This window comes from Streptomyces carminius, from assembly GCF_002794255.1.
GTDB classification, from domain to species: Bacteria; Actinomycetota; Actinomycetes; order Streptomycetales; family Streptomycetaceae; genus Streptomyces; species Streptomyces carminius.
In genome coordinates this window covers 209335-232878 of the sequence record NZ_PGGW01000069.1, presented here as the reverse complement: position 1 = coordinate 232878, position 23544 = coordinate 209335, and the positions used below count along the sequence as shown (strand labels likewise).

Annotated in this window: 17 protein-coding genes and 1 pseudogene; 10 read left to right on the top strand and 8 right to left on the bottom strand. The window is 74.3% G+C overall.

Going from position 1 to position 23544, the window contains the following annotated elements; genetic code table 11:
• Window positions 1-13: 13 nt before the first annotated feature.
• From CUT44_RS28070 to CUT44_RS28055, 4 genes are read left to right on the top strand one after another with little or no spacing between them, the layout of a single operon-like run.
• Window positions 14-1948 (top strand): asparagine synthase-related protein, encoded by a 1935-nt coding sequence (locus CUT44_RS28070; protein ID WP_332888294.1) that lies wholly within the window; start codon window positions 14-16, stop codon window positions 1946-1948.
• On the top strand, window positions 1945-2196 hold the full coding sequence (locus CUT44_RS28065) for a lasso peptide biosynthesis PqqD family chaperone (RefSeq protein ID WP_100204767.1): 252 nt from the start codon (window positions 1945-1947) through the stop codon (window positions 2194-2196). The genes CUT44_RS28070 and CUT44_RS28065 overlap by 4 nt, the downstream gene beginning before the upstream one ends.
• Window positions 2193-2747, top strand: a complete 555-nt coding sequence (locus tag CUT44_RS28060) for a lasso peptide biosynthesis B2 protein (RefSeq protein WP_107488073.1) — start codon at window positions 2193-2195, stop codon at window positions 2745-2747. The genes CUT44_RS28065 and CUT44_RS28060 overlap by 4 nt, the downstream gene beginning before the upstream one ends.
• Window positions 2668-4638 (top strand): ABC transporter ATP-binding protein, encoded by a 1971-nt coding sequence (locus CUT44_RS28055; protein WP_107488072.1) that lies wholly within the window; start codon window positions 2668-2670, stop codon window positions 4636-4638. Before CUT44_RS28060 ends, CUT44_RS28055 begins: the two co-directional genes overlap by 80 nt.
• A 531-nt stretch (window positions 4639-5169) precedes the next feature.
• Here CUT44_RS28055 and CUT44_RS28050 read toward each other — a convergent pair.
• Both CUT44_RS28050 and recD2 read right to left on the bottom strand, forming a co-directional pair.
• Window positions 5170-6459, bottom strand: a complete 1290-nt coding sequence (locus CUT44_RS28050) for a citrate synthase (RefSeq protein WP_100204765.1) — start codon at window positions 6457-6459, stop codon at window positions 5170-5172.
• A 133-nt stretch (window positions 6460-6592) separates the two neighbouring features.
• Window positions 6593-8818, bottom strand: a complete 2226-nt coding sequence (gene recD2, locus CUT44_RS28045; protein ID WP_100204764.1) for an SF1B family DNA helicase RecD2 — start codon at window positions 8816-8818, stop codon at window positions 6593-6595.
• A 618-nt stretch (window positions 8819-9436) separates the two neighbouring features.
• Between recD2 and CUT44_RS28040 the strand changes: the two genes are divergently transcribed.
• Window positions 9437-9649: a hypothetical protein gene (locus CUT44_RS28040; RefSeq protein WP_100204763.1), complete on the top strand. Its 213-nt coding sequence runs from the start codon at window positions 9437-9439 to the stop codon at window positions 9647-9649.
• Between the two features lie 129 nt (window positions 9650-9778).
• Here the strand turns inward: CUT44_RS28040 and CUT44_RS28035 are convergent, their stop codons facing one another.
• From CUT44_RS28035 to CUT44_RS28025, 3 genes are all read right to left on the bottom strand, one after another.
• On the bottom strand, window positions 9779-10555 hold the full coding sequence (locus CUT44_RS28035; RefSeq protein WP_408646818.1) for a sugar phosphate isomerase/epimerase family protein: 777 nt from the start codon (window positions 10553-10555) through the stop codon (window positions 9779-9781).
• A gap of 116 nt (window positions 10556-10671) precedes the next feature.
• On the bottom strand, window positions 10672-11847 hold the full coding sequence (locus CUT44_RS28030) for a dihydrodipicolinate synthase family protein (RefSeq protein ID WP_100204761.1): 1176 nt from the start codon (window positions 11845-11847) through the stop codon (window positions 10672-10674).
• Window positions 11844-13013 (bottom strand): Gfo/Idh/MocA family protein, encoded by a 1170-nt coding sequence (locus CUT44_RS28025; protein WP_100204760.1) that lies wholly within the window; start codon window positions 13011-13013, stop codon window positions 11844-11846. The genes CUT44_RS28030 and CUT44_RS28025 overlap by 4 nt, the downstream gene beginning before the upstream one ends.
• A gap of 125 nt (window positions 13014-13138) precedes the next feature.
• Between CUT44_RS28025 and CUT44_RS28020 the strand changes: the two genes are divergently transcribed.
• Together CUT44_RS28020 and CUT44_RS28015 are read left to right on the top strand one after the other, a co-directional pair.
• Window positions 13139-14290 carry a LacI family DNA-binding transcriptional regulator gene (locus CUT44_RS28020; protein ID WP_100204759.1) on the top strand — a complete coding sequence of 384 codons (1152 nt, stop codon included), beginning with the start codon at window positions 13139-13141 and terminating at the stop codon, window positions 14288-14290.
• Between the two features lie 66 nt (window positions 14291-14356).
• Complete coding sequence (locus tag CUT44_RS28015) at window positions 14357-15736, top strand: hypothetical protein (RefSeq protein ID WP_100204758.1); 1380 nt, start codon at window positions 14357-14359, stop codon at window positions 15734-15736.
• A gap of 69 nt (window positions 15737-15805) precedes the next feature.
• Here the strand turns inward: CUT44_RS28015 and CUT44_RS28010 are convergent, their stop codons facing one another.
• The gene (locus CUT44_RS28010) at window positions 15806-17260 is read right to left on the bottom strand and encodes an alpha/beta hydrolase family protein (protein WP_100204757.1); all 1455 of its coding nucleotides are present in this window, start codon (window positions 17258-17260) and stop codon (window positions 15806-15808) included.
• Window positions 17261-17631: 371 nt separating this feature from the next.
• Between CUT44_RS28010 and CUT44_RS28005 the strand changes: the two genes are divergently transcribed.
• Both CUT44_RS28005 and CUT44_RS34315 read left to right on the top strand, forming a co-directional pair.
• Window positions 17632-18177, top strand: coding sequence for an NUDIX domain-containing protein (locus CUT44_RS28005; protein WP_199185863.1), 546 nt, complete (start codon window positions 17632-17634; stop codon window positions 18175-18177).
• 17 nt (window positions 18178-18194) lie between these two features.
• Window positions 18195-18396, top strand: a pseudogene (locus CUT44_RS34315) (hypothetical protein).
• Between the two features lie 45 nt (window positions 18397-18441).
• On the opposite strand, the gene CUT44_RS27995 reads toward CUT44_RS34315, so the two are convergent.
• Window positions 18442-22311, bottom strand: coding sequence for an ABC transporter ATP-binding protein (locus tag CUT44_RS27995; RefSeq protein WP_408646817.1), 3870 nt, complete (start codon window positions 22309-22311; stop codon window positions 18442-18444).
• Window positions 22312-22623: 312 nt separating this feature from the next.
• Between CUT44_RS27995 and CUT44_RS27990 the strand changes: the two genes are divergently transcribed.
• Entirely contained in the window at window positions 22624-22908 is a 285-nt protein-coding gene (locus tag CUT44_RS27990; RefSeq protein WP_100205236.1) for a type II toxin-antitoxin system Phd/YefM family antitoxin, read from the top strand.
• A 176-nt stretch (window positions 22909-23084) separates the two neighbouring features.
• Here the strand turns inward: CUT44_RS27990 and CUT44_RS27980 are convergent, their stop codons facing one another.
• Complete coding sequence (locus tag CUT44_RS27980; RefSeq protein ID WP_332888300.1) at window positions 23085-23468, bottom strand: PIN domain-containing protein; 384 nt, start codon at window positions 23466-23468, stop codon at window positions 23085-23087.
• Window positions 23469-23544: the final 76 nt, after the last annotated feature.

Sequence of the window (23544 nt, the reverse complement as noted above, 5' to 3'; positions counted from 1 at the left end):
GTAGGAGATGAAGATGCCCGGTCACCTGCGTGACTTCTTCGCGGTCCTCCCGGACACGGCCGAAGGGCAGGCCGTGGCCGGGCATCTTCGCCCGGCGGCGGAGGGACCGCACTTCGTGCCCCATCCCTCCGGACGCCCCTGGATCGTCTTCCGCCTCCCCTTCCGGCAGGTCAGCCGGGTCACCCGCGGCGACGACTCCCTCGTACTGATCGGCCCGGCCCCCGTCCCCGAGGACGTGCTCGCCGGGATCCTGGAACCGGCCCGCGACACCGCCGACCTCCACCGGCGGCTGACCCGGCTGCCCGGCATCCACCACGTGGTCTCCCGGGTGGGCGGGGAGGTCTGCGTCCGGGGCACCGCGTCCGGACACCGGCGCGTCTACCACGCCCGGCACGGCCGCGGCCGCCTCGTTTCCGACCGCCCGGCGGTCCTGGCGCACCTGACCGGGGCGGAGCTCGACGAGGGCGCGCTCGCCCTGCGCCTGCTGGACGTCGTACCGCACCCACTGCGGCACCGCCCGGTGTGGCGGGGGCTGGAGGAGCTCGACCCGGCCCACGCGCTCAGCCTGCGCGACGGCCCCGGCGGCTCCGGCGCCGGGCACACCGTGTGGCGCTGGTGGCATCCCCCGGAGCCGGAGCTCGACACCGCCCGGGGCGCCCCGCTGCTCGCCGCCGCGCTCACCGAGTCCGTCCGCGCCCATCTCGCGGGGCGCACCCGGATCAGCTGCGAGCTCTCCGGCGGACTGGACTCCACCTCCGTCACCTTCCTCGCCCTGCGCGCGGGCGACCGGGAGACGACCCTGCTGACCGCCGCCGCGCGGGACGGCCACGCCGAGGACGAGACATGGGCCCGCCGCGGCGCGGAGGACGCCCGCCGGATCACCGCCCTCCCCGTCGAGCACCACGTCGTTCCGGCCGACGAGGTGCCGCTGTTCTACGCGGACCTGCGGGGGAACGCCGCGGAACTGCTCGACGAGCCCTTCCCCGTCGCCCCCGCGCGGGCCCGGGCACAGCTGCTGACCGGCCACGCCGCCGCGAGCGGCTCCCAGTACCACCTCACCGGATACGGCGGGGACGAGCTCTTCAACGGCCTGCCGGCGGCCTGTCTAGACCTGCTCCCGGGCAGCCCGCTGAAGGCGTGGCGCCGGATCGGCGCGCTGCGGCACCAGCTCGGCTGGCCGCTGCTGCCCACCCTGCGCGGCATGGTCGCGCGCCCCTCGTACGCCGACTGGCTGGCCGGCGCCGTGACGCCCGAACCGCCGGCCGCCGGCCGCACCCCGCTGCTCTCCTGGGGGATGCGGCAGTCGATGCCGCCCTGGTTCACCGACGGCGCCCGGACGCTGATCCTGGACGAACTCCGTACGGCCGCCGGGCACGCCGAGCCGCTGAGCCCCCGCCCCGGGCGGCACGCGGACCTCGACGCCGTGCGGCTGGGGGCCCGGGTCTTCCAGGCGCTGGAGGACGTGGGCGTCACCGTCGGCCTGCCGGTGGCCGCGCCCTTCTACGACGACCGGGTCGTCGAGGCCGTCCTCGCCGTCCGCACCGAGGACCGGGTGGTCCCCTGGCGGTACAAGCCGCTGCTGGTGGCCGCCATGCGCGAGGTGGTGCCCGCCCGGCTGCTGGCCAGGACCACCAAGGACCACATGGCGGCCGACGACGTGCGGGGGCTGCGCGAGCACTCCGGCGAGCTGCGCGCGCTGTGGGACGGTTCCCTCCTGGCCGGGCACGGGCTGGTCGACGCCCGGCAGCTGGGCCGGCTGGCCGACGACCCGTTCTCGCCCCTCCTCCAGCAGTACCCGATCGACGCGCCGGTGTCCTGCGAGGCCTGGCTGCGTACGGCCCGGGATGCCTGGCCGGCCGGGGAGCCCCGCCGCGGCCCCGGGAGCGCGTCCGGGAACGATCCCGAGAACAACCCCGAGAAGTCGGCGAAGAGCGAGGCGGTCTCTTGAAACTCAGGCAGGGCGTGGCCCTCACCACCACCGAGTACGGTGCCGTGCTGCTCGACGAGCGCAGCGGCACCTACTGGCAGCTCAACGAGTGCGGCGCCGTCGTGGTGAACGCGCTGGCCGAGGGGCTGGGCCGGGAGGCCGCCGTCGAGCGGCTGCTGGAGGAGTTCGACGTCGAACGCGCCGAGGCGGAGGCCGACGTCGAGGAGCTGACCCGTCAGCTGGCCGAGGCGGAGATCATCAGCCGATGACCACCGAGATGACCATGCCCCGCCGGGGTTCGGGCTCCGGCGGGCCGCGGCTGCGCACCGCCGTCGCCGCGGCCCTCGTCCTGAGCCGGCTGCGGCCGGGAAGGCTGCGCCGGGTGCTGGCCCGGGTCAGCCGCGGCGCCCGCCCCGCCGGGTACGAGGAGACCCTCCGGGTGTACGAGGCGGTGGTGGCCACCAGCCGCCGGTGCGCCGGCTGGTACGGCTGCCTGCCCCGCTCCATCGCGATCGCGCTGGCCTGCCGGATGTCGGGCGTGTGGCCCGACTGGTGCGTGGGGGTGCGCGGCGCGCCGCCCTTCTCACCGCACGCCTGGGTGCGGGCCGGGGGCAGGGCGGTCGGCGAGCAGTCGGCGGAGGACCTCCGGCCGCTCATGACGGTCACGGTGCGCGAAGGGGGCGGCGATGACGACGACGGCGGCTCCGGGGACGGGCGCGGGCGCGAGGGCGGGCACGGGCATGGCGGCGAGCACGGCACCGGGACCGGAGACGGACCCGGCGGGGACGGCGGGGACGGCGGCGTCCGAACAGGCCGGTAGCCCCGCCGGCGGCACCACCGGCAGCACCACCCCGCTGCGGCTGCTCCGGGACCGGGTGCGGCCGCACCGGGGAGCGCTGCTCGGCGGCGCGCTGCTGACCCTGGTCGGCTCCGGGGCGGACCTCGCCATGCCGATGATGGCGAAGTACGCCGTGGACGCCTTCGCCCAGGGGCGCTCACCGGTGGGCCCGCTGATAGCCCTCACCCTCGTCGTGCTCGTCGGGGCGTTCCTCGCGGCGGGCGGCAGATACCTGCTGGCGCGCACCGGCGAGGCCGTCGTCCTGCACGCCCGGCGGCGGCTCGTCGGCCGGATGCTGCGGCTGCGGGTCGCGGCCGTCGACCGGCTCACCCCCGGCGACCTGCTCTCCCGCGCCACCGGTGACACCTCGCTGCTGCGCACCGTGCTCTCCCGCAGCATCGTGGAAGCGGTCACCGGGCTGCTGATGCTGCTGGGCACGATCGTGCTGATGGCCGTCGTGGACCTGGTGCTCCTGGGCGTCACCCTGCTGGCCGTGCTCCTCGCCCTGGGGCTGCTCGCGCTGCTCATGCCGAGGATCCAGCGGGCGCAGCTCCAGGCGCAGGAGGCGGTCGGCGCGATGGGGTCGCTGCTGGACCGCTCGTTGCAGGCGTTCCGCACGGTCAAGGCGAGCGGGGCCGAGGAACGCGAGACCGCGGCCGTCACCGAGGCGGCGCGGCGGGCCCACGACCGCGGGGTGGCGGTGGCCGGGTGGACCTCGGTCTCCGAGGTCACCACGTCCGTGGCGGTGCAGTTCGCCTTCCTCGCCGTGCTGGGGATCGGCGGTGCCCGGGCCGTTTCCGGGGCGATGGAGATCTCCTCGCTGATCGCCTTCCTCCTCTACCTCTTCGCGCTGATGGGCCCGCTCGGCCAGCTCACCGACGGCTGGACGGGGCTGAACAGCGGACTGGCCGCGGTACGGCGCATCCAGGAGGTCGAGTCGCTGCCGCGGGAGTTCCCCGACGGCACCGACGGCACCGACAGGGGCGACAGCGGCGACAGCGGCACCGGCGATGACACCGACGGCACCGGCGGTGCCCCGCCCGGCGGGCGGCCGGCTCCGGTCGGCGTCGCGTTCGAGGACGTGGTCTTCGGGTACGGCGGCGAGCGCGCCCCGGCACACCGGAAGGTGACCTTCGAGGTGCCCGCCGGCGGGCTGACGGCGCTCGTGGGCCCCTCCGGCGCCGGGAAGTCCACGGTGTTCGCCCTGCTGGAACGCTTCTACGACCACGACTCGGGCACCGTCTCCGTCGGCGGCCGGGACATCCGGGACTGGCCGCTGGCCGAACTGCGGTCGGCGATCGCCTATGTCGAGCAGGACGCGCCCGTGCTGGCAGGCACCCTGCGGGAGAACCTGCTCCTCGCCGCCCCGCGGGCCACGGAGGAGGAGGTGCGGCGCGCGGTGTCGCGCACCCGGCTCGACGGCCTCGTCGAGCGGCTGCCCGAAGGTCTGGACACCCAGGTCGGGCACCGGGGGGTGACACTGTCGGGCGGTGAGCGCCAGCGGATCGCCATCGCCAGGGCGCTGCTGCGCAGGCCCGGGCTGCTGCTGCTCGACGAGGTCACCTCGCAGCTGGACGCGGTCAACGAGGCGGCCCTGCGGGAGGTCGTCGTGGAACTCTCGGCCGAGACCACCGTCCTGGCCATCGCGCACCGGCTCTCCACGGTGGTGCGGGCCGACCGCATCGTGGTCATGGAGAACGGCCGGGTGCGTGCGACGGGCCGCCACGAGGAGCTGCTGGGTTCGGACGCGCTGTACGCCGGGCTCGCCGCCACCCAGCTCGTGGCGGACGGGGCGGGCGGAGTGGACGGGGCGGGGCGGCCCGGCCCGGCGGCGCCCGCCCGGGCCGCACAGGGCTCCTCCGGCGCCGTGTGAGAGCCCGTGACCCGTGTGCCCCCGTCCCGGGCACACGGGGCCGGGGTCCGCGGTCACACACCGGGCCGACACCACCGGGCGGCAGCACGCGGAAGCCGCGGAGGCCCGCCCACAGCAAGAAGCACCCCGCGACGAGTCCCCCCACGGGCCCGTCTACGGGGTGCTTCCCTTCTCCCGGTCATGGACTCCCCCCACGGGATCCTGGCCGGGTGTCTCGGGCGGCACACGGGCGGGAGGGCCGCTCAAGCTCCCCCGAGGTGTGTCGCCTGCGGACCGCCGCCTCCGTCCCCCACAGACGGACACGACTGGTGGCAGTGGGCTCCGCCGGAGTACCGACCGCCACACGTATAGACACACAGGATGCTCGGATGGTTACCCCGAATCCCATGTGACCTGCGTCACTTCTGATCCAGGCCCCCTCCACCCCCTCCCCTCCCGCCGGGCGCATGCGGAAGGTCCCGTTCCGATCACCGGAGTGCGGAACGGGACCCGAGGGCGCAGGGGATGCGCACCGTGCGCGCGGGCGTCTCCTCAGCGCTGCTCGACCGGGACGTAGTCGCGCTCGACGACACCCGTGTAGATCTGCCGCGGGCGGCCGATGCGGGAGCCCGGCTCCTTGATCATCTCGTGCCACTGGGCGATCCAGCCGGGCAGCCGGCCCAGCGCGAACAGCACGGTGAACATGCTGGTCGGGAAGCCCATGGCCCGGTAGATCAGACCGGTGTAGAAGTCGACGTTCGGGTAGAGGTTGCGCTCGACGAAGTAGTCGTCGGCCAGCGCGTGCTCCTCCAGCCGCAGCGCGATGTCCAGCAGTTCGTCGCTCTTGCCGAGCGCCGAGAGGACGTCGTGCGCCGCCGCCTTGATGATCTTCGCCCGGGGGTCGAAGCTCTTGTAGACGCGGTGCCCGAAGCCCATCAGCCGGACGCCCTGCTCCTTGTTCTTCACCCGGCGGATGAAGGAGTCGACGTCACCGCCCTCGGCCTGGATGCGCTCCAGCATCTCCAGCACCGCCTGGTTGGCACCGCCGTGCAGCGGGCCCCACAGTGCGCTGATGCCCGCGGAGATGGAGACGAACATGTTGGCCTGCGAGGAGCCCACCAGGCGCACCGTGGAGGTGGAGCAGTTCTGCTCGTGGTCCGCGTGCAGGATGAGGAGCTTGTCCAGCGCGTCGGCGACCACCGGGTTGATCTCGTACTCCTCGGCGGGGACCGAGAAGGTCATGCGCAGGAAGTTCTCGACGTAGCCCAGGTCGTTGCGCGGGTAGACCGGGGGGTGGCCGATCGACTTCTTGTACGCGTAGGCCGCGATGGTGGGCAGCTTGGCCAGCAGCCGGATGGTGGAGAGGTGCCGCTGCTCCTCGTCGAAGGGGTTGTGGCTGTCCTGGTAGAACGCGGACAGCGCGCTGACCACGGAGGACAGCATCGCCATCGGGTGCGCGTCCCGGGGGAAGCCGTCGTAGAACCGCTTGACGTCCTCGTGCAGCAGGGTGTGCTGGGTGATCTCGTTCCTGAACGCCGCCAGCTCGTCGACGGTGGGCAGCTCCCCGTGGATCAGCAGATAGGCCGTCTCGAGGAACGTGCCGCGCTCGGCGAGCTGCTCGATCGGATAGCCGCGGTAACGGAGGATGCCCTTCTCGCCGTCGAGGTAGGTGACCGCCGATTTGTACGCGGCGGTGTTGCCGTAGCCGGAGTCCAGGGTCACCAGACCGGTCTGGGCGCGCAGTTTGGAGATGTCGAACCCACTGTCTCCGACAGTGCTGTTCACCAGCGGAAAGTCGTACTCGCCGTCCCCATACCGCAGTACTACAGAGTTGTCGCTCACGTCATCCCTCACCGACGTAGTGCCTCTTCTTCGAGGTGCCCTGACTTGTGTCCACTCTCTCCCACCCGGTGCCGTGCGGTGCACTAGGGGTCGGCCAGCAGGCCCTCTCATGGCACGGAGTGCCTCCGGAAAGCTACGTGGAGTGCGACGCTCCGCGCAATCGGTAGTCCAGAGCGGTGCAGCGCCGCCCGGCGGAGACCGTCCGCACGGCCTGCCCCAGGGCCCGGCGCGAACCCACCAGCACCACGAGGCGCTTCGCCCTCGTCACAGCGGTGTAGAGCAGATTGCGCTGCAGCATCATCCAGGCCCCGGTGGTGACCGGGATGACCACCGCCGGATACTCGCTGCCCTGCGAGCGGTGGATGGTCACCGCGTACGCGTGCGCCAGTTCGTCCAGTTCGTCGAAGTCGTAGCCGACCTCCTCGTCCTCGTCGGTGCGTACGGTCAGCCGCTGCTCCTCCGGGCTGAGGGCGGTGACCACACCCACCGTGCCGTTGAAGACGCCGTTGGCGCCCTTCTCGTAGTTGTTCCGAATCTGAGTCACCTTGTCACCCACCCGGAAAACCCTTCCGCCGAAACGCTTTTCCGGAAGGTCGGGACGGGCTGGGGTGATGACCTGCTGGAGCAGGCCGTTCAACGTGCCCGCGCCCGCCGGGCCGCGGTGCATCGGGGCCAGCACCTGCACGTCCCGGCGGGGATCGAGGCCGAACTTCGCGGGAACGCGCCGGGCCGCCACGTCCACGGTGAGTTTCCCGGCCTCCTCGGTGTCCTCCTCGACGAAGAGGAAGAAGTCCGACAGGCCCTGGGTGAGCGGCGGCGCTCCGGAGTTGATCCGGTGCGCGTTGGTCACCACACCGGACTGCTGGGCCTGCCGGAAGATCCGCGTCAGCCGTACCGCCGGGATCGGGCCGCCCTCGGCCAGCAGATCGCGCAGCACCTCGCCCGCGCCCACCGACGGAAGCTGGTCCACGTCCCCCACCAGCAGCAGATGGGCGCCCGGCGCCACGGCCTTGATCAGCTTGTTGGCCAGCAGCAGGTCGAGCATCGACGCCTCGTCGACCACCACCAGATCGGCGTCCAGCGGACGCTCCCGGTCGTACGCGGCGTCCCCGCCGGGCTTGAGCTCCAGCAGCCGGTGGACGGTGGAGGCGTCCGCCCCCGTCAGCTCCGACAGCCGCTTGGCCGCCCGGCCGGTGGGCGCGGCCAGCAGCACCTTCGCCCGCTTCGCCCGCGCCAGCTCCACCACCGACCGCACGGTGAAGGACTTGCCGCAGCCGGGACCACCGGTGAGCACCGCGACCTTCTCGGTGAGCGCCAGTCGCACCGCGTCCTTCTGCTCGGGGGCCAGCTCGGCACCGGTGCGCTTCGCCAGCCAGGACAGGGCCGTCTCCCAGTCGACGGACCCGAAGGCCGGCAGACGGTCCTGATCGGTGCGCAGCAGCCGCAGCAACTGCCCCGACAGGGACAGCTCGGCCCGGTGGAAGGGCACCAGGTACACCGCCGAGACCTTCTCCTCGGGATGCTGCGGATCGGGGACCTGCTCGCGCACCACCCCCTCCTCCTCCGCCGCCAGTTCCCCCAGGCAGTCGATGACCAGGCCGGTGTCCACCTGGAGCAGCTTGACGGTGTCGGCGATCAGCCGCTCCTCCGGCAGATAGCAGTGCCCCTGGTCGGCGGACTGCGACAGCGCGTACTGCAGCCCGGCCTTGACCCGGTCGGGGCTGTCGTGCGGAATGCCGACGGCCTTCGCGATGCGGTCGGCGGTGAGGAAGCCGATGCCCCACACGTCGGAGGCCAGCCGGTAGGGCTGGTTCCTCACCACCGAGATCGAGGCGTCGCCGTACTTCTTGTAGATCCGCACCGCGATCGAGGTGGACACCTCCACGCCCTGGAGGAAGACCATCACCTCCTTGATCGCCTTCTGCTCCTCCCAGGCCGCCCCGATCAGCTTCGTGCGCTTCGGGCCGAGGCCGGGGACCTCGATCAGCCGTTCCGGCTCGTCCTCGATGACCTCCAGCGTCTCCAGGCCGAAGTGGTCCACGATCCGCTCGGCGATCTTCGGCCCGATGCCCTTGATCAGACCGGAGCCGAGGTAGCGCCGGATGCCCTGGACGGTGGCGGGCAGCACCGTCGTGTAGTTGTCGACGTGGAACTGGCGGCCGTACTGCGGGTGCGAGCCCCAGCGCCCCTCCATCCGCAGCGACTCCCCTACCTGCGCGCCGAGCAGCGAGCCGACGACGGTGAGCAGCTCACCGGCGCCGCGCCCGGTGTCGACACGGGCCACCGTGTAGCCGTTTTCCTCGTTGGCGTAGGTGATGCGCTCGAGAACGCCCTCGAGCACGGCGGGTTGGAACGACATGTCACAGACGGTAACCCCGGACACTGACAGGGGGACAGCCCGGTGCGGATGCCGGGTCCGGCGGATGGTGGGTGGTGGGTGGTGGGCGGTGGTGGGTGGTGGGTGGTGGCCACCACGGGCGCGGGCGACGCCTTCACCGGTGCCCCGCCCGGCGGCTCGTCCGCGGCGGCGGTCCGGAGACGGCCGTGCGGTCCGCGGTGCGGGTGGGATCCGCGGCCGTCACCCGGTCCGGCGGCCGGGGTCCCCGCCGCGGGCGGGCCGCCCGGGCTGCCGGAGGTCTCGCGACGCGCGCCCCGGCCGGGGCCGCCGGGAACGTTACGAGGGGCTCCGCCGGTACGGCCGAGCCCCTCGTGTCCCCCCGCCGGTCTCCCCCGTCGCTCCCCCCTGGTGCGACCGGCACCAGCTATGACCCACAACCCTCCGGAAGGGTTGCACAGCGGGATGTGATTTTTTTCGCCGTCTTCCGCGCCGTGCCCGCACCGCCCGCCCGCACCGCCGTCCTCCCGCCCGGACCGGTCCGCCGCCCCGCGTGGATCCGGAGCACCGGGGTACCCGGCGGATGTCCACGGCGCGTCCCACCGGACCGCCGCGACGGACCCGAGCGAGAGGAGACGGGGCATGAGCGGCTGGACGCCATCACAGGCCGAGGGCGAGCGGGACGACCAGGAGGGTGTCGACCAGTCCCGGGGGCTGAGCGAGCGGCACTCCGCCGAGCGGAGCGCGCAGGGCGGCGGTTCGGCTCCGGCGTCCGCGCAGTCCGGCCGGCCCTCCCAGGCCGAGGGCGGCCGCGGCGACGCGGAGGGTGCCGAACAGGACCGCGGCGAGCGGTGAGCGCGCCGTCGCCTCTCGCGCGTCCGGCGGGCGCGCGGGAGGCGACGGCGGCGGGCGGGGGCGCGGGCGCGGATACGGGCGCGGGCGCGGGGCCGCCCGCGGCACACGGGTTCGGGGAGCACCACGGGCTCAGAGCACATGGGCGCGGAAGCGCTCCAGCGTCTCCGCCAGCACCTCGCGGCCGTCCCGGGCCCGGAGCGCCTCGTTGAAGATCTCCACCTCGGTCCAGCCGGTGTACCCGGCCGCGGTCACCAGCTCCCGCCAGAACCGGAAGTCGACCGAGCCGTCCCCGAGCTGCCCGCGGCCCAGCAGTACGCCCGCCGGGAGCGGGGTGCACCAGTCGGCGAGCTGGAAGGCGGCGATACGGCCCGCCCGGCCCGCCCGTTCGACCTGCGCGGGCGCCCGGTCGTCCCACCACAGGTGGTACGTGTCCACGACCACGCCGACCCGGTCGGCCGGGAAGCGCTCGGCCAGGTCGAGGGCCTGGCCGAGGGTGGAGACCACACAGCGGTCCGAGGCGAACATCGGGTGCAGCGCCTCGACGGCCAGCCGTACCCCGCACCCGGCCGCGTGGGGCACCAGCTCGGCCAGCGCGTCGGCGATCCGCTCCCGGGCGCCGTACAGGTCGCGGTCGCCGGGCGGCAGCCCGCCGCAGACCAGCACCAGGGTGCCGGTGCCGATCCCGGCCGCCTCGTCGACGGCCGCCCGGTTGTCGTCCAGTGCCCTGCGCCGCCCGGCGGGATCGGCGGCGGTGAGGAAGCCGCCCCGGCACAGGCTGGTGACCGTCAGCCCCGCGTCCCGCACCAGCCGGGCCGTCTGGGCGACGCCGTACCGCTGGACGGGGGCGCGCCACAGGCCGACGCCCGCCACGCCCAGGTCGCCGCAGGCCGCCGCCAGTTCGGGCAGGGAGAGCTGCCGGACGGTCTCCTGGTTGACGGCGAAGCGGGCCGCCCCGCCCGCACCCGTGCCCGGCGGGCTCCCCGCGTTCCCCGCGTTCCCCACTTTCCCTGCGTCCCCCGCACTCACGCCGTCACCCCGTACACCGCCAGGAGCTGCCGCATCCGCTCCTCGGCCAGCGCCGGGTCGGGGAACAGCCCGAGGGCGTCGGCCAGTTCGTACGCCCTGGCCAGATGGGGCAGGGAGCGCGCCGACTGGAGTCCGCCGAGCATGGCGAAGTGGTCCTGGTGCCCGGCCAGCCAGGCCAGGAACACCACCCCGGTCCTGTAGTGGCGGGTGGGCGCCCGGAACAGGTGGCGGGAGAGTTCGACGGTGGGGTCCAGCAGCGCGTGGAAGCCGTCGGTGTCGCCGGTGTCCAGCACCCGTACGGCCTCGGCGGCCAGCGGGCCCAGCGGGTCGAAGATCCCCAGCAGGGCGTGGCTGAAGCGGCCCCCCGCCGCGGGGCCGTCGCCCGCGATCAGCCCGGGGTAGTGGAAGTCGTCGCCGGTGTAGCAGCGGACTCCGTCCGGCAGGCGGCGGCGCAGCTCCCTCTCGCGGTCCGCGTCCAGCAGCGAGATCTTGACGCCGTCCACCTTGCCGGGGTGCCCGGCGACGACGGCGAGGAGGGTCTCGGTGGCGGCGTCCGGGTCGGTGCTGCCCCAGTAGCCGGTCAGCGCCGGGTCGAACACCGGGCCGAGCCAGTGCAGGATCACCGGCCCGGACGCCTGGCGCAGCAGGTGCCCGTAGAGCTCGGCGTAGTCCTCGGGGCCGCGGGCGGCGGCGGCCAGGGCGCGGGAGGCCATCACCACCGCCTGCGCGTCGGCCTCCTCCACCACCGCGAGCTGCTCCTCGTACGCGGCGCGGACCTCGTCCAGGCCGGCGGGCCCGGTGAGCTGGTCGGTGCCCGCCCCGCAGGCGATACGGCCGCCGCAGGCGGCGGCCTCGGCGGCCGAGCGGCGGATCAGTTCGGTGGCGGCCGGCCAGTCCAGGCCCGTGCCGCGCTGGGCGGTGTCCATGGCCTCGGCGACGGCCAGCCCGTGGGACCACAGATGGCGGCGGAAGGCGAGGGTGGCCTCCCAGTCCACGGCGGCCGGGCCGTCCGGGGAGACGTCCGCGAGGGGGTCGGCGACCACGTGGGCGGCGGCGAACACCGTGCGGGAGACGAGAGGCGGCCCCCCGGGCGCGGGGGCGGCGGGCACCCGGGGCTCCGTGCGGGGGGTGTACGCGCGCAGGGTGCCACAGGCGCCGGGCAGGCGGATCACAGCACCAGCTCCGGCACGTCCAGGCGGCGGCCCTCGGCGGCCGAGGCCAGGCCCAGCTCGGCGAGCTGGACGCCGCGGGCGCCGGCCAGCAGGTCCCAGGTGTACGGCTCGTCCAGGGCGACATGGCGCAGGAACAGCTCCCACTGGGCCTTGAAGCCGTTGTCGAACACCTCGCCCTCCCCGAGGTTGTCCGGTACCTCCTGCCACTGGCCGCGGAAGGACTCGGTGACCGGCAGGTCCGGATTCCACACCGGTCTGGGGGTGGCCGAGCGGTGCTGGACGCGGCAGGAGCGCAGCCCGGCGACGGCCGAGCCCTCGGTGCCGTCGACCTGGAACTCCACCAGCTCGTCGCGGTTGACCCGCACGGCCCAGGAGGAGTTGATCTGGGCGACGATCCCGCCCGCCAGCCGGAAGATGCCGTAGACGGCGTCCTCGGCGGTCGCCTCGTAGGGCTTGCCCTCCTCGTCCCGGCGCCGCGGCAGGTGGGTGGCGGTGACCGCCTGGACGGTGCGCACCGGGCCGAACAGCTCGCGGAGCAGGTACTCCCAGTGCGGGAACATGTCCATGACGATGCCGCCGCCGTCCTCGGCGCGGTAGTTCCACGAGGGGCGCTGTGCGGGCTGCCAGTCGCCCTCGAAGACCCAGTAGCCGAACTCGCCGCGCACCGACAGGATCCGCCCGAAGAAGCCGCCCTCGACCAGCCGCCGCAGTTTGCGCAGGCCGGGCAGGAAGAGCTTGTCCTGCACCACGCCGTGCCGGACCCCCGCGACTCGGGCGAGCCGGGCCAGTTCCAGGGCGCCTTCCAGGCCGGTGGCGGTGGGCTTCTCGGTGTAGACGTGCTTGCCCGCCGCGACGGCCTTGCGCAGGGCGGCCTCACGGGCGGAGGTGAGCTGGGCGTCGAAGTAGACGTCCACGCCCGCGTCGGCCAGGACGGCGTCGAGGTCGCAGCTCACGGCGGCCGGGTCGAGGCCGTGCCGCTCGGCGAGGGCCCGCAGCGCGTGCTCGCGGCGTCCGACGAGGACCGGCTCGGGCCACAGCACCTCGCCGCCGCCCAGCTCCAGACCGCCCTGCTCACGGATGGCCAGGATGGAGCGGACCAGATGCTGGCGGTAGCCCATCCGGCCGGTGACACCGTTCATGGCGATCCGTACGACCCTGCGTCTCATGAGCGGTTCCCTCTCGCCTCTTGGCTTAGAAAGCGCTTTCTACGTCACGGCAAGCTAGCCTGCTCACAACAACCCCGGCAACACCCCCGACGAGACCCGCCGACAAGACCCGCACGGAGGACGGAATGGCAGTGACGCTGGCGGACGTGGCGGCCCGGGCCGGGGTCTCGGCCGCGACCGTCTCGCGGGTGCTCAGCGGGAACTACCCGGTGGCGGGAGCGACCCGCAGCCGGGTGCTGCGCGCGGTCGAGGAGCTGGAGTACGTGGTCAACGGGCCCGCCAGCGCACTGGCCGCCGCGACCTCCGACCTCGTCGGCGTCCTCGTCAACGACATCGCCGACCCGTTCTTCGGGATCATGGCAAGCGCCGTCCAGTCCGAGCTGGAACCGGGGAAGGCGGGACGGAAACTGGCGGTCGTCTGCAACACCGGCGGCTCCCCCGAGCGCGAGCTGACCTACCTCACCCTCCTCCAGCGCCAGCGCGCCGCCGCCGTCGTCCTCACCGGCAGCGCGGTGGAGGACCCGGAGCACACCGCGGCCCTGGCCGCCCGGCTGCGCCGGATGGCCGGAGCCGGCACCCGGGTCGTCCTGTGCGGCAGGCCGCCGCTGCCGGAACCCGGCGGGCCGGACGGCGCGGACGGGCCCGGGAGCACGGACGGATCCGGGGACGCGGACGGCACCGCCGCCGGACCGGTCACCGTGGCCTTCGACAACCGGGGCGGCGCCCGCCGGCTCACCGAGCACCTCCTCGCCCTCGGTCACCGCCGCATCGGCTGTGTCGCGGGCCCGGTCGAGCGCACCACCACCCGGCACCGGCTGGAGGGCCACCGGGCGGCGCTGGCCGCCCACGACCCCGCCCTGCTCGCCGACGCCGACCGCCTCACCGTGCACGGCGCGTACGACCGCTCCTCCGGTTACGACGGCGCCCTGGAACTGCTGCGCCGCACACCGGACCTGACGGCCGTGCTGGCCGCCAACGACACCGCCGCCCTCGGCGTCTGCGCCGCCCTGCGCGAGACGGGGCTGCGCATCCCCGGGGACGTGTCCGTCGCGGGCTTCGACGACCTCCCGTTCAGCGCGGACGCCGCCCCCGCCCTGACCACCGTCCGCATCCCGCTCCACGAGGCGGGCGCCCGCGCCGGGCGGCTGGCGCTGGGCCGCGAGGCGGTCCCGCCCGGCGGAATGGCCACCGTGCGCACCGAGCTGATGGTCCGCGCCTCCACCGCTCCTCCGCGTACCGGCCGGGCCCCGGTACCCTCCGGCGGCCCGACGCGTTAGGGTCCCCCCACGAGCGGCCCGACGGCCCGGCAGGGCCCGTCCGGACGGCGCACGGGAGGTCCACGGGTGAGAACCGCACGCGGCACGGTGGCCGTCTTACTGGCCCTGTCGACCGCCTGGCTGCTGACGGCCTGCGGAGGCGGCGGCCAGGTGGTCGGCGAGGAGTCGGCACGGCCCCTGGAGAAGCGTTTCAGCGCACCGGACGGCTTCGACGGCTCCCGGGGCTGGCGGCAGCCCCTCGCCTGGCTGTCGGAGCACAGCGCGGACATCCCGATGGACGTCGCGCCCAAGGCGGGCCTGGTCCTCCTCCTCCAGATGGACGGCGGCAGCCACATCGCCGAGGCCCGCGACGCGGCCACCGGGGACCTGCGCTGGATCAGCCGGCGGTGGCACACCCCGGCGCCCGTGGACATGGGCCCGACGCCGCCGGCCGACATCCTGGTGACCACCGACCGGGACGGGTACGAGTACGTCGTCACCCTCCAGGTGGAGGGCACCGGGCCCGACCGGAAGGCGCTTCTCGACCTCTACCTGGCGGACTCCGCCGGCAAGGACATCGTCCCCAGCCGCACCGTCACCGTCCCGGTCCCGTCCGACGCCGGCCGGGTGGCCCTCCGGAACGGCGGGACGGGACTGCTGCTCCGCTGGACGGGCCTGGACCTGCGGCCCAGGACCGCGACGGTGGACATCGCCACCGGACAGGTCCGGACGTACGACGACCGGCAGTGGCTGCCGGCCTCCTGCGACCGGGCCGGCTGCCCCGGCGACGGCGAGGTGGCCGGACTCTCCCCGCACGGCCCGGTGGTCGCCCTGTCCGGGGGCGGCTTCGGCATCCCCGGCGGCTGGCATTCCAAGGACCACGCCCCGCCGGGTTTCCACCCGGACCACGACCGGTGGCAGCGGGACGGCGTGGTCCAGACGGTCACCGGGGACCACGTCGTCTCCTGGTGGGCGTGGATCGACGCCGAGAGCGGACGGCCCCTCGACGAGGAGGTGTGGGCCGTGCACGACCTGGCGTCCGGGAAGCTGGAGATGTCCGTGCCCTGCGACGCGCTGGAGGGCACGGAGGGCCTCTCCTCCCCCGGGAGCCTGTCGGGGGACGGCCGGTACGCCGTCGTGGGTCCCCTCGCCTTCGACTTCGAGCGCGGGAAGGCGCACTGCCTGGACGGGCGGGACGGCCGGCCCGCCGCCCGGCTGCTGTCCGTCGGCGACGACGGCACCGCCTACGGCTTCACCGGCGGGGACGGCGGGGGCAAGGACGGCGGCGGGGACGGCGGGGAGGAGCCCGGGCCCGTCGCCGTGCCACTGGACACCGGAACGCCCGAGGAGCTGCCCGGGGACACCACGATCCCGTTCCTGCTGCTGCCCGGGGCCGGGGTCTTCACCCCGGGCGCCTACGGCCGGGGCGCGGAGTTCGCCGTCCTCCCGCGCCGCCCGGCGCGCTGAGCGCGCCGGGCGGCACCCCGGCCCCCGTCCCTGCCCCGGGGCTCCCGGCCCGGCCCTACGGCCTACGGCCTACGGTCGCATCATCCGCCGCTCGGCCGGGTCCGGGCGGTCCAGCCGCGCGTCGTACGGCGCGAGCGGCGCGTACGGTTCCGCCCGCCGTGTCCCCGGCGTCCCCGGCGCTCCCGTGTCCCCCGCCCCCAGGCCCGCCCACTCCAGCAGGGCAGCGGTGGCGGTGGCCCGGTCCTCCTCCGCCAGCATGGTGATGTTCGCGCCGTGGTGGGCGTCGGGCGCGACGAGGACATGACAGTCCGCACAGCCCCGGTCCGTACGGAAGCGCTCCGCCGACCACGGGTCGTTCTCGCCGTAGACGAACAGCATCCGCTCGGCGCGGGTGCGCACCCACCAGTCGACGTCGTCCATCGCCCACTTGTGGAACCGCATCGGGATCTCGCGCGGCACGTAGGAGCGCGGCCGGTGGACGTCCGGGTGGCGCAGCAGTCCGGCCAGGTGCGGGGTGCCGAAGCTGGGCGAGCCGAGCTCGGTGCCCGCCTGGTAGTGGTACGGCGTGTAGTACTCCAGGCCCTGGTCGGTGTAGAAGGACAGGTCCGCCGTCTCGTCGAGGAAGTCGTACAGCTCCCCGGTGTCCGCCGAGGGCTCGGGGACCCAGGGGCACTGCCACTCCCCGTTGTACTGCCACCAGGCCCACACCAGGTCCAGCCCGGCGCTCTCGAACGCCCGGTCGGCGCCGCCGACCACCTCGAAGGTGCCGCCCGCCGCCCGCGTCCGCTCCTCGTAGCGCGCCACCAGCTCCTCGCGGCGCAGGAACACCTCGCGCTGCACGGCGTTCAGCCGGTCCCGGCATTCCTCGGTGCCGACGTTCGCGAAGAAGTCGTCGTAGGCGGAGTCCTCGGCGTCGATCACGTCGTTGGGCGCGACATAGGCGACGGTGCCGTCCATGTCGCGCGGGTGGAAGCGCCGGTAGTAGACGGCCGCCATGCCGCCCTTGCTGGTGCCGGTGGAGATCCACGCCCCGGCGTAGACCCTGCGCAGGGCCCGGAAGATCCGGTGCTGGTCGGTGGCGCCCTGCCAGATGTCGAGCTTCGACCAGTCGGCGGGCCGGGGCCGGGACGGGGCGAAGAAACGGTACTCCATGGAGACCTGGTTGCCGTCCAGCAGCCGGGCCGGCTCACTGCGCGCCGGGCCGGTGTTCAGCCCGTAGCCGGAGGTGTGGAAGACGGTGGGCCGGTTCTCGCCCTTGTGCAGCACCGTCAGCCGCTGCCGGAAGGTGCCCTTCCAGGGCCTGCGGTGGTCGATCGGCTGGCGGTACTCCAGCACGAGGAAGCGGTGGCCGTCGGCCGGCTGCTCCTCGACCAGGCTCATGCCCGGTATCGCGCGCAGGCGGTCCGCGATGTCGGGGAGCTGCTCGCCGCCGGGCCTGCCGTCGGCCGCCGCCGGCGCACCGCCGGCGACGGCCGCGCCGGCGAGCACCAGCAGCGCCAGTAACGCCCTGAGTGCCTTCTTCATGGAGGACTCTCTCCTGTGTGGGGGGTGTGACCGTGGTCGTCGCGAACTTATCCGGCCAATCCGTCAACCACCAGGCTCCGTTCGGCCCGCGATGTCCGTTTCACAGTGGCCGGTTCAAGGCCGGTGCGCGGGAACGGCGCGTGCCCGCCCGGGCCCCGCCGGACGGGGCCTCCTGGTGACGGCACGGCCACGTCCCGTACGGACGACCCCGTCCGTCACCGAGCGTGCCCGGCCGGACACCTCGGATGTTCCGCCGGGGTCGGCGGGGCAGCCGGAAAGGGAATGTAAAGAGCGTGATCCGGTCATCCTCGGCCACCAGTGGCCGGTCTTCGCGTACCACCGGCGCATGTGCGGGCGTACTCTCTCCCGCCATGAAAGACGTCTCGTCCCTCCGGCCCTCGTCCGCCGCCGCCGACACCGCCGACGCCGGCGTGCCGGTACCGCTCGCCCACGGGCCGCTGGGAATGGAGCTGCTGGGCTTCCACCGGGAGCCGGAGAACACCCGCTTCACCGACGCGGCCGTGGCCTACGTGCTGGTGGCCCTGTGGCACGAGGGCCGGCTGCTGATGGTGCGGGTGCGCGGCCGGGACTGCTGGGAGCTGCCCGGCGGCGGCATCGAGCCCGGGGAGACCTCCCGGCAGGCGGCCGTGCGGGAACTGTGGGAGGAGAGCGGTCAGCCGGTGTCCGAGGAGGGGCTGCGGTTCGTCGGCTTCGCCAGGACCGCGCTCCCCGCCGGGGACGGCCCGCGGCGCCGGGTGCTGTACGGCGCCCTGTACACCGCCGAGGTCAGCCGCGCGGAACCGTTCGTCCCCAACGAGGAGATCGCCGCCGTCCACTGGCGGGACGGCGACGAGCCGCTGGAGGGCGGCCGGGTGCAGACGGTGGACGAGTACCTGGCCGCGCTCTGCCGGCTGTGAGCCGTACCGTCACCGGCATGCCAGGCCCCCAGGGCTTCGCGTACCGGCGGCGCCAGGACGGCACGGCGCCCGGCCGGCGCCCTGCGCGGCGAGCGCGCCCGGCGCTTCCTCGCGGAGGTGGCCGCCGGCGATCCGCAGCAGGTGACGGCCCACCGGCCCGGGAACCACCGGCGCGGCAACGAGCGCACCGCCCGCGGCCACCCGCGCAACCGCCGCTGAGCGGACCCGCACACCGGTACGGGCCCGCCCCCGGCCTTCCCGGGCTCACACCGGGCTCACAGCCTCGGGCACCCCCGTGTACGTCCGCCACAGCCGCGCGTACCGGCCGTCGCGCGCCAGCAGCTCCTCGTGCGTGCCGTCCTCCACCACCCGGCCGCGGTCCAGCACCACCACCCGGTCGGCGCGGGCGGCCGTGGTCAGGCGGTGGGCGACGACCAGGGTGGTACGGCGGCCCGCCAGCTTCTCGGTGGCCTCGTTGACCACCGCCTCGGTGGCCAGGTCGAGCGCGGCGGTGGCCTCGTCCAGCAGCAGGATGTCGGGCCGCACCAGCTCGGCGCGGGCCAGGGCGATGAGCTGCCGCTGCCCGGCCGAGAGGTTGCGGCCGCGTTCGGCCACCGGGTGCAGATAGCCGCCGGAGAGGGTGGCGATCATGTCGTGCGCGCCCACCGCCCGGGCCGCCGCCTCCACCTCGGCGTCCGAGGCGTCGGGGCGGCCGTAGGCGATGGCGTCGCGCACCGTGCCGGGGAACAGGTACGGCTCCTGCGGCACCACCCCGAGCCGGTGCCGGTAGCCGGCCAGGTCCAGCTCGCGCAGGTCCCGCCCGTCCACCCGGACGGTGCCCGAGGTCGGGTCGTAGAACCGGGCGACCAGCTTGACCAGCGTGGACTTGCCCGCGCCGGTCTCGCCGACGAAGGCGACCGTCTGCCCGGCCGGGATCACCAGGTCGATCCCGGACAGCGCGTTCCCGCCCCCGCCGGCACCGTCCCCGGCACCGCCGCCGGCCGCGCCGTCCCCGGCGCCCTGGGTGTCGTAGCGGAAGTGGACGCCCTCGAAGACGACCTCGCCGCGCAGCCCGTCCACCTCGCGCGGCTCCGCGGGCGGCGGTGTCCTCGTCGGCTCGCGCAGCAGCTCCTGGACGCGGCGCAGCGAGACGACCGCCTGCTGGTAGCCGTCGAAGACCTGGGAGAGCTGCTGCACGGGGGCGAAGAACAGCTCGATGTAGAGCAGGTACGCCACCAGCGCGCCCGCCGTCAGCGTGCCGTCGCCCACCCGGGCCGCGCCCACGACCAGCACGGCGGCGGTCGCCAGCGAGGCCAGCAGCTGGATGAAGGGGAAGTAGACCGAGATCAGCCACTGGCCGCGCACCCGGGCCCGCCGGTAGCCGTCGCTGGCCTCGGCGAAGGCGCGGGCGTCCCGCTCCTCACGGCGGAACGCCTGCACGATCCGCAGCCCCGCGACGCCCTCCTGGAGCGCGGCGTTGACGCCGCTGACGCGGTCGCGCGCCAGCTCGTACGCCGCCAGACTCCGGCGCCGGAACACGATCGTGCCGATCACCAGCGGCGGCAGGGTCGCCAGGACCACCAGCGCCAGCCCGGCATCGATGGCGACGAGGACGACCATGATGCCGAAGAAGGTCAGCAGCGCCACGACCGCCTGCACCAGACCGGTCTGCAGGAAGGTCGTCAGCGCGTCGACGTCGGTGGTCATCCGGGTCATGATCCGCCCGGTCAGCTCGCGCTCGTAGTAGTCGAGTCCGAGCCGCTGGAGCTGGGCGAAGCTCTTGACCCGCAGGGTGTAGAGGATCCGCTCGCCGGTACGGCCGATGGCCCGGGTCTCCCCGGTCTGTGCGGCCCACTGCACGACCACCACCAGCAGCGCCAGCACGGAGGCGACCCACACCGCCCCCAGCGCCGCCTGCTGGACGCCCTCGTCGATGCCGTGCCGGACCAGGACGGGCAGCGCCAGCCCGGCGGTGGCGTCGGTCACCACCAGCAGCAGGGCCACCAGCAGCGGGGCGCGGAAGCCGCGCAGCAGGTGCCGCAGCCCGTAGGCGGACTCGGGGCGGGCGGCGCGCTCCTCGTCGATGTCGGGGGTGTCGGTGGCGGGCGGCAGGGCCGCGACCTTCTCCAGCAGCTCGGGGGTGGCCGGGCTGCCGGCCAGCGCGCCCGCCATGCCGGGCGGTCCGCCGCCGGAGGCGGGCGCGGACGCGCCGGGGCGCGCTCCGGCGGAGGCCGCCCCGGTGGTCCCGGAGGTCCCGGAGGTCTCGGCGGTCTCGGCGGTCTCGGCGTCCTCGCGCCGCCACAGCTCGGGGGTGACCCCCCCGTCCGGGACGGCGGTACGGTCCCAGGCGGCGTCCCCGTCCGGGGCGGCCGACGCCGCCGGAGCGACCAGCCCGGCCGGGTCGTGCTCGACGCCGCCCAGTTCGTCCGGGTCGCTCAGCAGCCGCCGGTACAGCTCGCAGCGCTCCTGGAGCTCCTCGTGGGTGCCGGCGTCCACCAGCCGCCCGCCGTCCAGGACGGCGATGCGGTCGGCCAGCGAGAGGGTGGAGCGGCGGTGGGCGATCAGCAGGGTGGTGCGGCCCGCCATCACCCCGCGCAGCGCCTCGTGGATCTCGTGCTCCACCCGGGCGTCCACGGCGGAGGTGGCGTCGTCCAGCACCAGCAGCCGGGGGTCGGTGAGGATGGCCCGGGCCAGGGCGATGCGCTGCCGCTGGCCGCCGGAGAGGGTCAGGCCCTGTTCGCCGATCTCGGTGTCGTAGCCGTCGGGCAGGTCACCGATGAAGCCGTCGGCCTGGGCGGCGCGCGCCGCGGCCCGCACCTGCTCGTCGGTGGCGTCGGGGCGGCCGTAGGCGATGTTGGCGCGGACGGTGTCGGAGAACAGGAGGCTGTTCTCCGGGACCAGGCCGATGGCCGCGCGCAGCGACTCGAAGGTCAGGTCGCGCACGTCGTGGCCGCCGACCCGTACCGCGCCCTCGGTGACGTCGTAGAAGCGCGGCAGCAGCAGCGAGACGGTGGACTTGCCGCTGCCGGAGGTGCCGACGACGGCGACGGTCTCGCCCGGCGAGATCCGCAGCGAGAAGTCCCGCAGCACCGGCCGGGCGCCGGGCCGGGTGTCGTAGGCGAAGCCCGCCCGGTCGAACTCGACGGTGGCGGGCGCGTCGGCGGGCAGCTCGTGCGCGTCCGCCCGCTCCCGGATGGCCGGCTCGGTGTCGATCAGCTCCAGGACGCGCTCGACGCCCGCCCGCGCCTGCTGGCCGACCGTGAGGATCATGGTCAGCATCCGCACCGGCCCGACGAGCTGGGCGAGGTAGGTGGAGAAGGCGACGAAGGTGCCCAGGGTGATCTGGCCGCGGGTGGCCATCCAGCCGCCGACGGCGAGCATCGCGACCTGACCGAGCGCGGGGACGGCCTGCAGGGCGGGGGTGTAGCGGGCGTTGAGCTTCACCGTCCGCAGCCGCGCGGCGAACAGCTCGCGGCTCGCGCCGCGCAGCTTGCCGCTCTCCTGCTCCTCCTGTCCGAAGCCCTTGACCACCCGCACGCCGGTCACGGCGCCGTCCACCACCCCGGCCACCACTCCGGCCTGGCTCTGCGCGTACCAGGTGGCGGGGAACAGCCGGATCCGGCTGCGCTGCGCGATGAACCACAGGGCGGGCGCGATGGCCAGCGCCACCAGCGTCAGCAGCGGGGAGAGGGTGACCATCACCACCAGCGAGACGGCGAAGAGCAGGATGTTGCCGATCATCATCGGCGTCATGAACAGCAGGCCCTGGATGAGCTGGAGGTCGCTGGTGGCCCGCCCGACGACCTGCCCGGTGGACAGCTCGTCCTGCCTGCGCCCGTCGAGGCGGACCAGGGAGCCGTACATCTCGGTGCGCAGGTCGTGCTGGACGTCGAGCGCGAGTCTGCCGCCGTAGTAGCGGCGCACGAACGTCAGCACGTAGACCACCACCGCGGCGGCGATCAGCAGACCGATCCACAGCCCGAGGCCGCCGCCCCCGCCGACGACGACGTCGTCGATGACCTGCTTGACGACCAGCGGGACGAGCGCCATCACACCCATCCCGGCGAGCGAGGCGCCCAGGGACAGCAGGACGTTGCGGCGGTAGCGCCAGCAGTACGCGGTCAGCCGCCGCACCCACCCCGCCTGCCGTTCCTCCCCGGCCTCGCCGGCCTCACCGGTCCCCGGACCCTCCCCCGTCTCCGTACCCGCCGCCACGTGGCTCCCTCCCGCACGCATGCCGTCACCTTCTGTGCCCGCCTGTGGTCCCGCGGCCACAGCGCCGCGGTGATCCAGAATGCTCCAACGTGCCCGGAGGGGGATTTCATCCCGGTCAGGGCGGTCGGGCACAAGCGGGAGGGGCGACACCCGGTTCTGACGGCTCGCGGAGCCGCCCCGCGACGGCCGGAACGCGGCATGTCCCACGTCACCGCACGTCAGAATCGCCCCATGAAGATCATCGACCAGCACGAGTTCCGCGACGACTTCACCGCGGTCCTGGATGCGGTGGAGGCAGGCGAGACGTACCACATCGCCCGGAACGGGATGGCGTTCGCCGTGCTGCGACCTTCTCGCCCTCTTCCCCGCACGCGCCGGCCGACGGCGGAGGAACTGGTCGCCGAGCACAGGGAACTGCCGTCGGCCGACCACTCCGCCATGCGGCAGGAGGCCGACGGCTTCTTCGGTGACGACCGCCTCGGCGACGGGGACCCCTGGGAGCGTCACCGTGGCTGACCGCCACCGGTCCGGAGCGCTCGACACCTGCGCCTGCATCGATCTCGGTCTGCCCCCGGCCGAACGGCTCCCGATCATTCCGGAACTCACCGCCGTCACCCTGGCCGAACTGCGTCAGGGAGTCGCCATGGCCAGGCCCGGCGGGCCGGGACACAGAACCGTTCCTCACCGCGGGCTCAGAGCAGAAGGACACGTACGCCGGGAAGGTCCCCGAAGGCCGCCGCGCCGTCCGTCGTCACGACGGCGCGGGCAGTCGCGGCGCCAGTCGCAGCGACGAGCAGATCATGGGCGCCACGCGGCTTCCCTGCGCGGCGGACATGGGCCGGCAGACGGGCGTGCACGCGGGCGGTGTCGGCCGTGTACTCCTCCACCGGAAGCAGCGCGAGAACTCCTTCGACGAACTCCTGCCGTCTCTCGTGACGAGCCGAGTCGGCCAGTTCCACACCCAGCTGCAGCTCGGCCACCGTCACGGCGGCGATGGCCACGTCATCCCCGTCGTCCAGAAAGGCGGACAGGCCGCCTGTACCGCGCTCCGAGCGGACGAGTACCCCGGTGTCCAGGATCAGGCGTCGGGCCGTGCCGCGTTCACCCCGTCCACCAGCAGGTCACGAGTGGAGGCGACGTCGTCCGCGAACG

What these genes read in the sequence shown, in the direction of transcription:
- recD2 (WP_100204764.1), bottom strand. Translation starts at nt 8,818, where the DNA reads ATGTCGTTCCAACCCGCCGTGCTCGAGGGCGTTCTCGAGCGCATCACC.
- CUT44_RS28055 (WP_107488072.1), top strand. Translation starts at nt 2,668, where the DNA reads ATGGCGGCGAGCACGGCACCGGGACCGGAGACGGACCCGGCGGGGACG.
- CUT44_RS28025 (WP_100204760.1), bottom strand. Translation starts at nt 13,013, where the DNA reads ATGAGACGCAGGGTCGTACGGATCGCCATGAACGGTGTCACCGGCCGG.
- CUT44_RS28005 (WP_199185863.1), top strand. Translation starts at nt 17,632, where the DNA reads ATGAAAGACGTCTCGTCCCTCCGGCCCTCGTCCGCCGCCGCCGACACC.
- CUT44_RS28010 (WP_100204757.1), bottom strand. Translation starts at nt 17,260, where the DNA reads ATGAAGAAGGCACTCAGGGCGTTACTGGCGCTGCTGGTGCTCGCCGGC.
- CUT44_RS28020 (WP_100204759.1), top strand. Translation starts at nt 13,139, where the DNA reads ATGGCAGTGACGCTGGCGGACGTGGCGGCCCGGGCCGGGGTCTCGGCC.
- CUT44_RS28040 (WP_100204763.1), top strand. Translation starts at nt 9,437, where the DNA reads ATGAGCGGCTGGACGCCATCACAGGCCGAGGGCGAGCGGGACGACCAG.
- CUT44_RS28060 (WP_107488073.1), top strand. Translation starts at nt 2,193, where the DNA reads ATGACCACCGAGATGACCATGCCCCGCCGGGGTTCGGGCTCCGGCGGG.
- CUT44_RS28070 (WP_332888294.1), top strand. Translation starts at nt 14, where the DNA reads ATGCCCGGTCACCTGCGTGACTTCTTCGCGGTCCTCCCGGACACGGCC.
- CUT44_RS27990 (WP_100205236.1), top strand. Translation starts at nt 22,624, where the DNA reads ATGAAGATCATCGACCAGCACGAGTTCCGCGACGACTTCACCGCGGTC.